Here is a 13,157-nt window from a genome sequence, read left to right on the forward strand (position 1 = left end):
ATTTCGCTCGAATGTTCCCTTGCCACCGCTGCCCGTACTCTCCTCTCTCCCCCGAAGAGGAGAGGTTCTCACCCGCGACAGCGCGATGTGACCGAGGGAGTCTAACGGCCGTCCTCCCGGGGCGGCTCCCGAGGGTCCTTCGCCTCCTTACCCCAGGGCCTCGTCCAGCGGGACGAGGCCCTGCTGGAGCGCGAAGATCGCGGCCTGGGTGCGGTCGGCCACGCCGAGCTTGGCCAGGATGCTGGAGACGTGCGTCTTGACGGTCTCCCTGCCCATGCGCAGGTCCCTGGCGATCTCCGCGTTCGACCGCCCCCTGGCCACGGCCGACAGCACCTGCCGCTCTCTGGGCGTCAGCAGGTCGAGCGGCCTCGGGCGCCCGCCCTGGCGCACCCGCCCGAGCAGCAGCGCCGCGATCCCGGGCTCCAGCACGCTGCCGCCCCGCGCCGCCGCGCGCACCGCCTCCACCACCCGGTCGACCGCGGTCGTCTTGGACAGGTACGACAGCGCGCCGAGCCGTACCGCCTCCACCACCCTGTCCTCCTCCTGGAACGAGGTCAGCACGATCACCGCGGGCCGCTCCGCCTCCCCGCGCAGCCTCTCCAGCACCGCGAGCCCGTCCATGGCGGGCATGACCAGGTCGAGCAGCACCACGTCGGGCCGCAGCCCCCGGACGGCGTGCAGCGCCGCCGACCCGTCGCCGCTCTCCCCCACGACCTCGATCCCCTCCTCCTGCTCCAGGACGAACCGCAGCCCCTGGCGCACCACCTCGTGATCGTCGACGATGAGGACGCGGATGGTCATGGCAGGCTCGCTCTCACCGTGGTGCCGCTCCCGTCGCTGTGGATCTCCCATCGGCCGCCGAGCTCCGCCACCCGCTCGCGCATCAGCGCCAGGCCCATGCCGTGCTTGGCGGCCACGCCGGAAGGGTCGAAGCCCTGGCCGTCGTCCGACACCTCCACGGTGACCGGGCCGTCGTGGCGGCCCAGCCGTACCGTGATCCTGGTCGGCTCCGCGTGCTTGATCGCGTTGCCGAGCGCCTCCTGGACGAGGCGCAGCACCGCGTGCTCGGCCGGGGGCGAGAGGGCGACCTCCGCCAGCTCGGCCCGGACCTCGACGCCGAGCCGCGTCTCGTACGCGTGGCAGAGCTCCTCCAGGGCGGGCAGCAGGCCCACGTCCTCCAGCGCCACCGGCCGCAGCTCCAGCAGCAGCGCCTGCATCTCCCGCATCGCGCGGGCGGCGGTGCGCTCCATCGCCTCGGCCTGTTCGCGCAGGGCGTCCGGCGCGGCCCTGCGCATGCCCCCGGCCAGCAGGCTCAGCGAGAACAGGTCCTGGGAGATCGAGTCGTGCAGCTCCCTGGCGATCCTGCCGCGTTCGGCCTGGCGGGCCTCGGCCCGCGCTGTCAGCCTGGCGCCCTCGACCGCCGCGCCGAGCCGGTCGGTCATGAGGTTGAACGAACGCTCGAGCGTGCTCACCTCATCGCTCCCCGTGACCGCCACCCGTGGCCGGAAGTCGCCCGAGGCCACGGCCGTCGTGACGCCGGCGAGGCGGCGCACCCTGGTGGTCAGCCGGCGCGTGCTGAGCAGGCCGAACACCAGCCCGACCGGCACCACCAGGCCCACCGCCACCAGCCCGGGCACCAGCAAGGGCGCGAGCGAGCCCACGACCGGCGCGGCGGGCGCGGCCTCCGCCGGGGCCTGGACGTACACGTACCCGAGGATCTGCAGGCCCACCGGCGTCTTCACGGTCACGGGGCTGAAGTGCCAGACCGTCGTGCCCGTCCTGGTCCTGGCCGTGCCGCCGCCTCCCTCGCGGCCCGGCAGGGGAACGTCCAGGCCGGTGCCCACGCCGTAGATCTCGGGCGCGGAGCTGCCGACGATCACGCCTTCCGTGTCGACGAGCATCTCCAGCATGGCGAAGCCCGGCTCGGGCGGCCTGACGCCGCTCAGGAGGGTCCCTGGCCTCGACGTCGCCTTCTGCAGGAGATCGCGGCCCGAGGCGTCGGGCAGCGGCGGCGGCCGCCTGGCCGCGTCCAGGCTGAGCACCTTGGCGTCCCGCCCCGCCTGGTCCCGCAGCACCGAGGCCAGGTCCGTCGCGCCGGCCTGCGGGAGCACGTAAAGGGCCACGATCACGGCCTCGACCAGCAGCACCGCGGTGGCCGTGACCAGCACGTACGACATCGCCATCCGGCCGCGGAGCCCGAAACGCCACATCAGCGAATCGTAACGTTTCGGTCATATTTCTCCCTCCCCCTGCAGGGGGAGCAAAACTTGCGAATCGCTCTTTTCGTACGGCTTTCCGCGTACCAATGTGGGATGTATGAATGCTGCGGTAGGAGACCGGCTCCTGGTGCACGGGCATATCGTCGGCGAAAGGGACCGGAGTGGTGTGATCATGGAGGTCCAGGGCCCCGGTGGCGAACCTCCGTACATGGTGCGCTTCGACGACGGGCACACCGGACTGGTGTTTCCTGGGCCGGATGCCGTCGTGGTGCATAAGTAGGATTTCCCCTGTGAGATCTGAAATCATCTCTGTGGCCACAGGGTCACGAGAGACGGTGCACGACATCACGGGCGAATGCTCTGATTTCGTGCGCGCGCAGGGCGGGGACGGGCTGCTGCACATCTTCGTGCCCCATGCGACGGCCGGTGTCGCCCTGCTCGAGCTGGGCTCGCGCAGCGACGACGACCTGCTCGCCGCGCTGCGCGACCTGCTGCCGCCCGATGACCGCTGGGGTCACGCGCACGGTTCGCGGGGTCACGGAAGGTCGCATGTCATGCCGGCACTGATCCCGCCGTACGCCACGGTGCCCGTGCTGGGCGGGCGATTGGCGCTCGGCACATGGCAGTCGATCGCACTTGTCGACCTGAACGTCGACAACCCGCAACGCCAGGTTCGCCTGTCGTTTTTGTCTGATTGATTCTGGCCGACTACGGCCGCACCCGTGGCGACCGTTGACGACTGAGGGTCACAGCGTGTGGACTGTGCCGAAGCGATAAACCGCATAAGCGGGGCCACTCAAGCAGGAGGGATAAACGTGAGCGCGACCGCGGGTCAGGCGCAGGGCGAGCGCGGCCTGGCCGAACGGCTCGGCCTCAAGCCGGGTCAGGTGGTGCAGGAGATCGGTTGGGACGAGGACGTCGACGACGAGCTTCGCGAGTCCATCGAGAACCTGACCGGCAACGAGCTGCTGGATGAGGAGAGTGACGACGTCGTCGACGTTGTGCTGCTGTGGTGGCGCGACGGCGACGGAGACCTCTTCGACGCCCTCAGCGACGCCATGCGAGCACTCGCCGACGGCGGCCAGATCTGGCTGCTGACTCCCAAGGCCGGGCGCGATGGCCACGTGGAGCCGAGCGACATCGGGGAGGATGCCGCTACCGCGGGTCTCTCGCAGACCAGCAGCATCTCCGCCGCACCCGACTGGTCCGGCACCAGGCTCGTCACGCCCAAGGGCAAACGGTAGGGGGTTCGAGCGCCTTCCATGCGGCAGGATGATGCCTGTGAAAGCACATCCTGCCGAGGTCGGCGCCCTGGCTCCGGATTTCGAGCTGCAGGACCAGCACGGCACCCCGGTTTGCCTTTCTCAGTTCCGGGGCTCCAAGGTCGTGCTGGTCTTCTACCCGCTTGCCTTCAGCGGGATCTGTCACAGCGAGCTGTCCGCCCTGCGCGAGCAGCCTCTCGAGGGCGCACAGCTGCTGACCGTCTCGGTCGACTCCGTGTTCACGCACCGTGCGTGGGCGGATCGCGAGGGTTATACGTTTCCGCTGCTCTCCGATTTCTGGCCACACGGTCAGGTCGCGCGGGCGTACGGTGTGTTGGACGAGACGAAGGGGGTCGCCCTTCGGGGGACCTTCGTCATCGACGGCGAGGGCGTGATCCGGTGGTCGGTCGTCAATCCGATCTCCTCCGCACGTGACGTCGCCGACTACGTGAAGGCACTCGCCGACATTTCTTGACTTCGGAGGGAACAATGCCCTGCTACCGCTGCGGGGCCCGGCAGACCGACCCGGTGCGCGGCGCCAGCCCGTGGCAGCGCGGGGTGCGCCACGAGACCCAGGTGTTGATCTGCCCGGACTGTCAACGACTGCACGACCTCGACCTGGACTCGTGCTCGACGTGCGGGTCCTCGGCGCTGATCTGCCGGCTGGGCGAGGTGGAGTGCCGGTCCTGCGGCGCCGTACGACAGGCCCGCTCGGACGCCCTCACGGCCCCTGCCGGGACGCCGCCTCCCGGGCTGTCGGCTGAGGTGGAGGCGGCGCTCAACCGGGTGCTCGGGCGCGCCTGAGCACCTCTGGCGTGTCCGGTACGGGCCGGCCTTCCGGGAAGGCCGCCAGTTCGGGCCTGCCCTTCCGGGAAAGGCCGGGGGTACGGGCTTGCCTTACGGGAAGGCCGCTGGAGCAGCCGGGGACCGCGAAGGAGCCCATGAAGCCCGGAAAGGTGTAGCCAGACCCCCGGGAAGACGCGGGCCAACCCCGAGCGGTCCGGACGTAGCACGCCAGACCCTTTCCAGACATTTACTGAGCTGCGCTATCGTCTCTTTCCGTGTCCGCAATGAGTTCGTTCGTAGTCGCGCTCGACGTCGGTGGCACGTCCATGAAGGGCGGCCTGGTCAGCGAGTCCGGCGCGGTGCTGCTGAGCGAGCGGCGCCCGACCCCCCGGGCGGAGGGCCCAGAGGCGGTCGTGGCCGCCATCTCCGGCTTCATCAGCCACCTGGCCTCCTCGGGCGACGGCATCCCCGCGGGCGTCGGCCTGGCCGTACCTGGCCTGGTGTCCGACAACTCCGCCGTGTACGCGGCGAACCTCGGCTGGCGCGACGTCCCCGCCGCCAGCTTCACCAGCCTGGACATCCCGGTCCTGCTCGGTCACGACGTACGCACCGGCGGCCTCGCGGAGAGCATCCTGGGCGCGGGCCGTGGCCTCTCGGACTTCCTCTTCCTCCCCATCGGCACGGGGATCGCCGGCGCCTCGATCATCCGTGGGGAGCCGTACGGCGGCTCCTCGGGCTGGGCCGGCGAGATCGGCCACACCCCGGTCTTCCCGGACGGGGAGCAGTGCGCGTGCGGCCAGTTCGGCTGCCTGGAGACGTACGCCTCGGCGGCCTCGGTGGGACGCCGCTACAGCCAGCGAGCCGGCGTGGAAGGCGTCAAGGCGGAGCAGGTGGTCTCCTCCGACGACCCGATCGCCATCGAGGTCTGGGACGAGGCCGTGGAGGCCCTGTCGCTGGCCCTGGCCACGTACACGCTGCTGCTGGACCCCTCGGTGATCGTCCTCGGCGGCGGCCTGGCAGAAGCGGGCCCCGCCCTCTTCGACCCGGTACGCACCCGCCTCGTCAAGCGCCTGGCCTTCCGCGACGCACCCCCCTTGGTCCCGGCGGCGCTCGGGGTGGACGCCAGCATGCTCGGAGCCGCCCTCCTGGGCTGGCGCGCCGCCGGCCGCCCCGAACTGGGGCCTGGGTGGGTGGTGGATGTGCGATCGGGCCCTGTGGTGTCGTAAGGTGTAGTGCCGATCAGGGGCGGTTAGCTCAGCGGTAGAGCACTCGCCTTACAAGCGAGGGGTCACTGGTTCGAACCCAGTACCGCCCACCTGCGTAAACATTTGATCTCTGATCTTGAAAACGGCGTCTGAGTGACTAAGTGAGTGACCAACTCCCGAAGATCTTGTCCATCGCCGCAGCTCCTTGCATGATCACGGGGCGGATCTGGTGCCTGTAGACCGTCTCGGTGACCACCGTGTTGGAGTGCCCGACCAGGCGCGAGATGTCCTCGATGGGGACGCCTGAGTCTGACAGCACGGACACAAAGCTGTGCCGCAGCTCGCGAGGTGACCACTCCCGTCCGGTGAGCCCTGCCGCTTCCACGACCTTCCGAAAGTCGCGCCGTACGTTGTGGGCCGTGACGGGCGTGCCGGTCCGCGTGCAGAACACGAGATCCGTATCCTTCCAGCGATCTCCTCCCTTCTTCTGCGCGATCTCTTGGGCTTCCCTGAGCAGGCGCAGCGCCTCCACGCAGCGCCGGGGCAGTTTGAGCGACCGGCGGGACTTCACCGTCTTGGTGTCGCCCTTCTGCCGGACGGACCGCCAGACGTAGATCGCAAACTCCTCGTGCTCCCAGCCCGTCTCCCCCACCGGCAGCCACGCGGCCCTAGCTTCGTCGTATGCCACGACGTGCGACCAGAGCAGCGCCCTCAACTCCTCCGTACGAGCGCCGATCAGGAGTGAGAGGACGATGTAGGCCCGCATGCGCTCACCGCTCTTCTCGGCCTGCGTGAGGACGGCGAGAGCTTGCGCCAGCGTCAGCGCCTTAGAAGGACGCCCGGCGCGTCCCTCCGGGATGTCGCACAGGTCCACGACGTTGCGCTTCACCTTGTCGCGACGCATCGCACTCTTGACCGCCCGGTTGAGGATGCCGTGGATCAGCTTGAGCGATCGGGTGCTCAGTTCGCCCGTCTTGCTGGCCAGCCACTTGTCCACGTCCTCCACGGACAGGTCTCGCAGCTTGCGGGCGCCGAGGGCAGGTATCACGTGCGTGTCGGCGTAGCTGTTGTACATCTTGACGGTTGCGGGGGAACGCCCGCCGAGGCCGTGCTGAAGCCAGTAGCGGACGGCATCGGCCACCGTGTAGTTGGTGGGCGCGATGGCCAGGCCGTCCTCATGGTCGCGGACGATCTCTTTGAGCTTGGCCTTGGCTTCGGTCTTGGTCTTGCCGCTGGCCTTCTTGACGATGCGCTTGCCGGCCGGGGTGTAGCCGACCGTCACCGAGGCGATCCAGCGTTGCCGCTGCTCGTCCCAGTGCAGGCCGCCGTCTCCTCGGCTGCGTCGTTCGGTCATGAAGCCTCCTGTTCGAGTAGGGAGATGTAGTCCTCTATGGCTGAGGCGGGGATGAGCCGGGTGCGCCCCTGGGTTACGGAGCGGAGGCGTCCTGAGCGGATGAGTTCGTAGATCACGCTTCGACTGAGGCTGAGCAGGTACATGGCCTCGCAGACGCGGTAGAGCCGCCGGTCGTGGGCGGGTAGGGGTGGGGTCATCCATCCGCCTGCTCTGCCGCGATCTTGCGGGCGGTCTGGACACGCTGGCGGATGTGCTCGGCCATGATCGCTTCGCCCGGGGTGTAGCCGATTCCGGCGAAGCGCCAGTGGCCCAGGACGAGGGTGGTGGCGTCGTCGAGGGCTGGCAGGCCGTGGCGCTCGCGGGCTTCGGCGGCGCGATGGGCGGCACGAGCGTTGCGCAGGTCGGTGAGGTTGAGCGAGTAGGCGCGGCTCTTGCTGGAGAAGTGGCCGCGAAAGCCGAGCATGTGCGCCCACGGGCGGAGCCGCAGCGCCCTGAACTCAGGACGTCCCCCGAGGTCCCCGCAGGTGCGGATCATGCGGCGCGCGTGGTCGGTGACGGGCAAGGCGTCGAGGCTCAGGCCGGGCTTGAGGCCCGTACCGTGGCAGTGCCCGCAGGCGGCCATCAGACTCAGCCTTCCGCGTCCGGCGCAGGCCCGGCAGGACAGGCGGTGATCGACGGTGCCGGAGGCTTCGGCTCCCTTGGTGGCGTACTTGGCGACATAGGAGGCGACGGCTCGCTCGCTGAGCCCGTCGGCCCTGGCATCGAGCAGGATGGGGCGGATGTCGAGCTGATCACCCCAGGTAAGGGTCCACCGGCCGAGATCGCTTGGCGGCGTGGTGACGGCGACCTGCCGGACAGCGGGCGGGATGGCCTGGACGAGCAGATGGTGGTCTGCCCAGTCGGGTGGCGGCTGGGTATGTCCGGCGGGTCCGTCGAGGCGAATGATGGCGTGGAAGTGGATCAGGCCGCGCCGCTGGTACTCGGCGACCTTGGCGAAGGACACCTTGGCGTGCTGGGCGAAGGCACGGCGGGTCATCCCGGTCTGGTTGGCCAGCTCCTGGCGGATGGCCAGGGTGAAGCGGTGCCACAGCGCGCCCGCGTGTGCCTGCCACAGCACCGCGCCCGTGTAGTCGTAGCAGTCGGGGCAGATCGGCTGGCCGAGCCGTTCGTCCTGGGGCTCGTGTCGGAGGTGGCAGCCGACCGGCCGCCCGTGCTCGCACCGCCTGGCGCGGTTGCGGGGACGACAGGGGCGGCCGTCGCGGTGCGAGTGGACGGGGCCGAAGGAGGGGGCGGTCAGGGTGACGAATGCCCGAGGGTGTGCGCTGACCGTCTCGGGCACGCCTTTGCCTCCTGAAAGGCCCGCCCGGATCAGGTGGAATGTGTCGGCCTGGTAGGTCTGCGAGCACGCCGGGCACACTGACACGCGGCGGTTGCCGCAGGCCACCAGGAGATGTCCCGAGGGCTCCCCATCGGTTGTGTACGCGTGCAGGATCTCGCCCGTGCCCGTGTCCACGATCATCGACTGTCCGGCCAGGTGCACCGGATGGGCGCACCCGCCGGTCGCCGCGACCATGGAGCGCCACCGCTCATAGCCCGGGGCGTTGACCAGGCGGGCCAAATCAGCCATCCACTCGACGCTGGATGGCTGATCGTCGTGCCGTTCCTCCTTGCTCATAGGACACCACCTCCTTCGCTGGACCACTTGTACTACAGGTTGACAGACATGGCGCGTGCTCGTCAACCTGTAGTACAAGTAGTCCTGAGGATTTACCAAGGAAGGCCACCATGGACATCAGCCCCGACGACAAGGACGCCCGCTGGCGCGTCATCGCGAACGACCTACGAGCCGCCATCCTGGACGGCCGCTATCCCCCTGGCGGCGCACTGCCCAGCGAACCCGAACTCGTCAGGAAGTACGACGTCTCCCGCCCCACCGTCCGCAAGGCCATCGAAACCCTGGTCTCCGAAGGGCTGGCCTACGTCATGCGCGGACGCGGCTCCTTCGTCCGCCCCATGCCTGAACGCCGCACCATCCTCATCACCGACCGCGACCGACCCGATCTCGCCGCCCCCGGTAACCACCCCGACGTCCAAGCCTTCGGCTGGGACCTCGCCCAACGCGACCACGAGGCCCCGCTCTTCACTGGCGAGAAGACCACCGCCAACCGCGACGTCGCGATCATGCTCAGCGTCCGCCCCGGTCACGCGGTCATCCACCGCCGCAGCATGTGGCACCGAGGCCACGCCGCCGCCATCCACGGCGCATCGGCCCGCCTGGAGATCAACTCCTACACCAACGCCGACCTGCTCCCCGACTGGGACGACCCCAAGCGCCACGCCCAGTACCGCAAGCGCCCCGGCCTCTTCTACCAGTCACTCATCCGCGAACACGGCCCCGTCCGCTGGATGACCCTCACCACCGCCCGCATCGCCTATGAAGACGAACGCACCGCACTCGGCATGGACTACGCCGAAGCGGTCCTCATCATCCGCCGCACCATGGCCCACCCCAACGGCCACCCCATCGAAGTCACCGAGCTCAAAGCCCCCGCCAACCGCTACGAGATCGGCCACCACCGCGAACTGGCCGATGATCCCCAGGCCGACCTCACCCCACAGGAACTGATAGACAACGGTATTGACCTCGTTATCTAGGCACCATTTCCAACCTGGAAGTCGGCATCTCATCTTGCGGCGGCAGTGCCGCTACCGATCCAGGCTGTCACCGAGACGTTTAAGTACCTTCTTGGCTCCCTCAGACATCGGTGCGGTTCTCGTCATGCCGGAATGAAGGCGCATGGCACACTTGATCACGCCGCATGAAAGGGGCTCCATGATCAATTCCTTATCCGGGGACAGCCTTCCCAGGCCAAGAGTCAAGTTGCTGACCGCATTGGCCATTGCGCACGTCCTCGCCGGGGCGCTGGTTGCTTTCGCGACATACGACCCTTACGACAGGCGTGATCTCTCATTCATCCTTCAAGAGATACGTCAAGGCCGAGTGCACGAAGCAACTCTTATCGTCGACGATCAACGAATTTCCGTGACCACGAACGATGGCCAGCAATGGTACGCGCCCTATGGGCCGCCCGGTCTCTCCGAAACGGCACTCATGGAGGAGCTGAGCAGGGCTGACCCACTCGGCCAACTCAAGGTCACCGTTGAAGGATCTTCGTGGTCATGAGACCCGACACAGTACAGTTCGCTGAGCTGGCTCAGAGTTTCTTTACTGGTTCAAGGCGACGGCGCTCCGCGCCGTGCGCACGGCCCCGCGCCCGCCTGCCGTCCCGGGCATGCGGCCTGGGGGCCGGTCCCGGGCGGCAGCGGCTCGGGCCGTGCCACCGCACGGCCGCCGCACTGCCGTACACCCTCTGTCGCCGACCTCCGCACCGTCGCCCCGCTCCGCCGCCGGCCCCCACCGCTTCGCGGCCCTTCGGGTGCTTCGCATGGGCGCCGGCCGCTCCGCTCACATAGGACGGGAGACTCTTCAAGCCCTATGCCTCCGGCGGGAGCGCTCCGGCACCGAGGTGATCACCTCGCACACCATCGACTCAGGCAAGCCCAGCAAGCCGAGTCCTCCGCATCAAGCCCGGCTCTGACCGCAGGACAACGCATGACCGAGGAACGGCAACCGGCGAACGTACACACGAAGCCGAGCTTGACACTCCGCCCCCGGCCCGCTGCCGCTACGCGGTGAGTCGACGGCGTACGAGGTGAGTACCAACCTGCCCCCTCAGCCGGAACACGGTTGAGCGGCTATCGCGACGAGGGAAGAGGGACCGTGGAAGGCATCGCCCCCTCTTCCGCGGGCCGTTGGGCCAGATGGACGCAGGCCGGGCAGGCGCGCGTAGCTGTGGGCAGGAAAGGCAAGCACCAACCGAGGGTCGGCAGCGGGCTCACTGCTTCGCCGCACAAGCTCACCTTCTGCTTGGCCCGTACGGCATGCTGTACGGCATTCCTCTCGTGGTTGGACAGGCCGAGCCGGTAGTCGCATGCTGGCTTCTGCGGTCCTGCCGGATCGTCGTGTACGAGTAGGTCATCCCAGTGGACTGGCCAGCGCTGCACCCCTCCGGGCAGCTCCTCCGGCTGTCCGTTGAGTTTGAGCAAGCACAGGCTGCCGTTCCGCAGCACAGCCACCACGGTCCCGCGACGACCGAGCAGCGATGGGGCCCACGCTCGCGTCTGTGCTGGGCTGTGGAGCATGTCTACGATCTCGACGTGACAGCCGATTCCGGGCGAAGGGGCGCTCACAGTGCTTGCTCTGCTGCTTCCTGCTCCTTCAACCGCTCAGCCAGTTGAGCGACGTCATCCGCGTCGATCGTCTGGCAGAGACCGTGGTCTACCTCGTACTGGGATAGACGTCGGCCGTTTCGAGTTGCCCAGAGACGTCCGCCAGAACTACGCCAAATACACCAACCAGGAAAAGCCGCTTGGAGATCTCCGAGAATTACCGGGGTTGACATGGGATCAGCGTGCTTACCTTTGCGTGACGAACCCACCGCGTTATAGAGACGTCCAGGACGTTATGGCGTTACGCTCAAAACGTCCCTGACGTCCTCTGTCCCGAGGTGTACCGTGGCCAACGTCGCCCTACGCAGCGCCATGCTGAACGCCAAGGTCACGAGCCAGAGCTTGGCCGACCGGTGTGGCGTGGACGTCAAGACGGTGGAACGCTGGCTGCAGGACGAGGCTCGTGTCCCGCACCTGCGGCACCAGTGGGCCGCCGCAGAGGCACTAGGAGTTGAGACAGCCGTGCTATGGCCAGACGCAATTCGCAATACGGTTAAAACGGGACCAGACAAAGAAGTCTTGAGCGTATATCCGTATCGCTCCGCGTGCCCGAAATCAATTTGGCGCAATCTCATCAACGCGGCGCGCAACGAGATCGTGTTCGCCGGTTACACGAACTACTTCCTGTGGCTGGAACACCCGAACCTGGCGAAGGTCCTCAAGCGGAAAGCACAGCAGGGCTGCAAGATCCGGTTCCTCGTCGGCGACCCGGAGAGCGAGGTCACCCACCGCCGTGAGGAGGTGGAGAACGTCCCGCTGACCGTGTCCACGCGCATCCGGATCACGCTGTCGGAGATCGAGCAGCTACGCGACGTCCCCGGCATCGAGGCCCGATACGGCGACGAGCACATCGCCATGAGCGTGTTCCGTTTCGACTCGGAGATGCTGGTCACCCCTCACCTGGCCAAGCTGGTGGGACACGACTCGCCGATGCTGCACCTGCGGCGGTACCAGGACGACGGCTTGTTCGACCGGTTCGCCTACCACGCCTCCGAGCTGTGGAGCAACGGTCGTGACGCATGGCAGCAGCCCTAGCCCACGGGCCAGATGCTGGGTGACTAACTGAGTGACAATCGCCCCGGACGGCCCTGGACTCCAGAGGACCGCACGGGACCATAACCCCAGGTGAGGGCGGGTATCGGCCAAGATCCCGCCCTCTCCTGGTGCGCCTTACAAGCGAGGGGTCACTGGTTCGAACCCAGTACCGCCCACCTGCATCAACAAGCCCCGCAGCGATCATGCTACGGGCCTCTCGTGCCGCTGGCTCGCGCACGCGAGCACACCCGAGTTTCGTCGTCATCGACGAGAGTGACCTGGTCAGTCTCGTTCAACTGGACATCAGCGGCTATCTTGTCTCGCTGGGCGTAGGCGTACCGGCGTCCAAGGACATCAGCATCCCTCTACTCCGAGAGTTTCCGGTAGGTTGTTGGCCGTCCTCGCCCCCAGTTGCTCGACGAACCCCCTCGATCTCAGATCACGGAGTGCCTTGCGGATGTTGGGTGCGGACAGGTTCAGTTGCTGCTTGAGGTCAGCGACACTGCGTGTCCCGGCCGCCAAGGTGTCGTAGACGCGTAGTTCCGTCTCGTTCAGGTCGTCGCCTGGGCGGATGACGGGTAGTGCCTGCCGCCGACTTGACCTCTACATCGTCGTAGTCGCCTCCGGCCGTGCGGAGACGTGCGACCAACTCGTTCACGCTCTGAGTGGTGTGCATCGTGAAGTTGCTGGTCACGGGTCTGGTGTGAGGGTCGGGAGAGCTACTCGCGCTGGTCGTCGGCGGGTGTCCACGGCGAGATCGTCGGACATGTCGTTCGGGGCCGTCCTTGGGTTCTGCTGCGCTTGCCGCGGTACCGCTTCTACGATCCCTGGCCGGTCCGGCACGCCGGGCGAGGGTGGGAGGGTTTGGGGATGCGGGAGCTGGAGCGGATCACGGCTCGCAGGAGTGAACTGGACACGCTCGCTGAGGAGTTCCCAGGCAGTTGCAGGAGGTCCAGGCCGAGCGGGAGGAGCTCGTGATCGCCGAGCGGGTCCTGAACCGGCCGGC

General features: G+C 67.8%; 16 protein-coding genes and 1 tRNA gene. 10 read left to right on the forward strand and 7 right to left on the reverse strand.

Going from position 1 to position 13,157, the window contains the following annotated elements:
* Positions 1-147: 147 nt before the first annotated feature.
* Positions 148-801 (reverse strand): response regulator transcription factor, encoded by a 654-nt coding sequence (locus AB0J64_RS39480; protein ID WP_364039308.1) that lies wholly within the window; start codon positions 799-801, stop codon positions 148-150.
* A complete protein-coding gene (locus tag AB0J64_RS39485) occupies positions 798-2,210 on the reverse strand; it encodes an ATP-binding protein (RefSeq protein WP_364039311.1) in 1,413 nt (470 codons plus the stop codon). The genes AB0J64_RS39480 and AB0J64_RS39485 overlap by 4 nt, the downstream gene beginning before the upstream one ends.
* A 106-nt stretch (positions 2,211-2,316) precedes the next feature.
* Here AB0J64_RS39485 and AB0J64_RS39490 point away from each other — a divergent pair, with 106 nt between their 5' ends.
* The 7 genes from AB0J64_RS39490 (at position 2,317) to AB0J64_RS39520 (ending at position 5,582) form a co-directional block, all read left to right on the forward strand.
* Positions 2,317-2,499, forward strand: coding sequence for a DUF1918 domain-containing protein (locus AB0J64_RS39490; RefSeq protein ID WP_364039314.1), 183 nt, complete (start codon positions 2,317-2,319; stop codon positions 2,497-2,499).
* A 10-nt stretch (positions 2,500-2,509) separates the two neighbouring features.
* On the forward strand, positions 2,510-2,917 hold the full coding sequence (locus tag AB0J64_RS39495) for a secondary thiamine-phosphate synthase enzyme YjbQ (protein ID WP_357600536.1): 408 nt from the start codon (positions 2,510-2,512) through the stop codon (positions 2,915-2,917).
* A gap of 117 nt (positions 2,918-3,034) precedes the next feature.
* On the forward strand, positions 3,035-3,463 hold the full coding sequence (locus AB0J64_RS39500; RefSeq protein WP_364039318.1) for a DUF3052 domain-containing protein: 429 nt from the start codon (positions 3,035-3,037) through the stop codon (positions 3,461-3,463).
* A gap of 31 nt (positions 3,464-3,494) precedes the next feature.
* Entirely contained in the window at positions 3,495-3,956 is a 462-nt protein-coding gene (locus AB0J64_RS39505) for a peroxiredoxin (RefSeq protein ID WP_364039347.1), read from the forward strand.
* A 14-nt stretch (positions 3,957-3,970) separates the two neighbouring features.
* Positions 3,971-4,285 carry a hypothetical protein gene (locus tag AB0J64_RS39510; protein ID WP_364039321.1) on the forward strand — a complete coding sequence of 105 codons (315 nt, stop codon included), beginning with the start codon at positions 3,971-3,973 and terminating at the stop codon, positions 4,283-4,285.
* Positions 4,286-4,551: 266 nt separating this feature from the next.
* Positions 4,552-5,493 carry an ROK family protein gene (locus AB0J64_RS39515; RefSeq protein WP_364039324.1) on the forward strand — a complete coding sequence of 314 codons (942 nt, stop codon included), beginning with the start codon at positions 4,552-4,554 and terminating at the stop codon, positions 5,491-5,493.
* A gap of 17 nt (positions 5,494-5,510) precedes the next feature.
* Positions 5,511-5,582, forward strand: a tRNA-Val gene (locus tag AB0J64_RS39520).
* Positions 5,583-5,629: 47 nt separating this feature from the next.
* Here the strand turns inward: AB0J64_RS39520 and AB0J64_RS39525 are convergent.
* Genes AB0J64_RS39525 through AB0J64_RS39535 form a run of 3 tightly spaced genes read right to left on the reverse strand, consistent with a single transcriptional unit; the run spans position 5,630 to position 8,501 of the window.
* A complete protein-coding gene (locus tag AB0J64_RS39525; RefSeq protein ID WP_364039327.1) occupies positions 5,630-6,826 on the reverse strand; it encodes a site-specific integrase in 1,197 nt (398 codons plus the stop codon).
* A complete protein-coding gene (locus tag AB0J64_RS39530) occupies positions 6,823-7,023 on the reverse strand; it encodes a helix-turn-helix domain-containing protein (RefSeq protein WP_345002291.1) in 201 nt (66 codons plus the stop codon). Before AB0J64_RS39530 ends, AB0J64_RS39525 begins: the two co-directional genes overlap by 4 nt.
* On the reverse strand, positions 7,020-8,501 hold the full coding sequence (locus AB0J64_RS39535) for a replication initiator (protein ID WP_364039330.1): 1,482 nt from the start codon (positions 8,499-8,501) through the stop codon (positions 7,020-7,022). The genes AB0J64_RS39530 and AB0J64_RS39535 overlap by 4 nt, the downstream gene beginning before the upstream one ends.
* 110 nt (positions 8,502-8,611) lie before the next feature.
* Here AB0J64_RS39535 and AB0J64_RS39540 point away from each other — a divergent pair, with 110 nt between their 5' ends.
* From AB0J64_RS39540 to AB0J64_RS39550, 3 genes are all read left to right on the forward strand, one after another.
* Positions 8,612-9,481, forward strand: coding sequence for a GntR family transcriptional regulator (locus tag AB0J64_RS39540; protein WP_364039333.1), 870 nt, complete (start codon positions 8,612-8,614; stop codon positions 9,479-9,481).
* A gap of 142 nt (positions 9,482-9,623) precedes the next feature.
* The gene (locus AB0J64_RS39545) at positions 9,624-10,010 is read left to right on the forward strand and encodes a hypothetical protein (RefSeq protein WP_364039336.1); all 387 of its coding nucleotides are present in this window, start codon (positions 9,624-9,626) and stop codon (positions 10,008-10,010) included.
* Positions 10,011-11,635: 1,625 nt separating this feature from the next.
* Positions 11,636-12,151, forward strand: a complete 516-nt coding sequence (locus AB0J64_RS39550; protein ID WP_364039339.1) for a hypothetical protein — start codon at positions 11,636-11,638, stop codon at positions 12,149-12,151.
* 354 nt (positions 12,152-12,505) lie between these two features.
* Here the strand turns inward: AB0J64_RS39550 and AB0J64_RS39555 are convergent, their stop codons facing one another.
* Both AB0J64_RS39555 and AB0J64_RS39560 read right to left on the reverse strand, forming a co-directional pair.
* Positions 12,506-12,673 carry a hypothetical protein gene (locus AB0J64_RS39555; RefSeq protein ID WP_364039341.1) on the reverse strand — a complete coding sequence of 56 codons (168 nt, stop codon included), beginning with the start codon at positions 12,671-12,673 and terminating at the stop codon, positions 12,506-12,508.
* A 296-nt stretch (positions 12,674-12,969) separates the two neighbouring features.
* Positions 12,970-13,157, reverse strand: a 188-nt coding sequence (locus AB0J64_RS39560; protein ID WP_364039344.1) for a hypothetical protein, incomplete at its 5' end; no start/stop codon positions are given.

Origin of the sequence: Nonomuraea sp. NPDC049695 (assembly GCF_040674955.1) — a bacterium.
Classification (GTDB): domain Bacteria; phylum Actinomycetota; class Actinomycetes; order Streptosporangiales; family Streptosporangiaceae; genus Nonomuraea; species Nonomuraea helvata.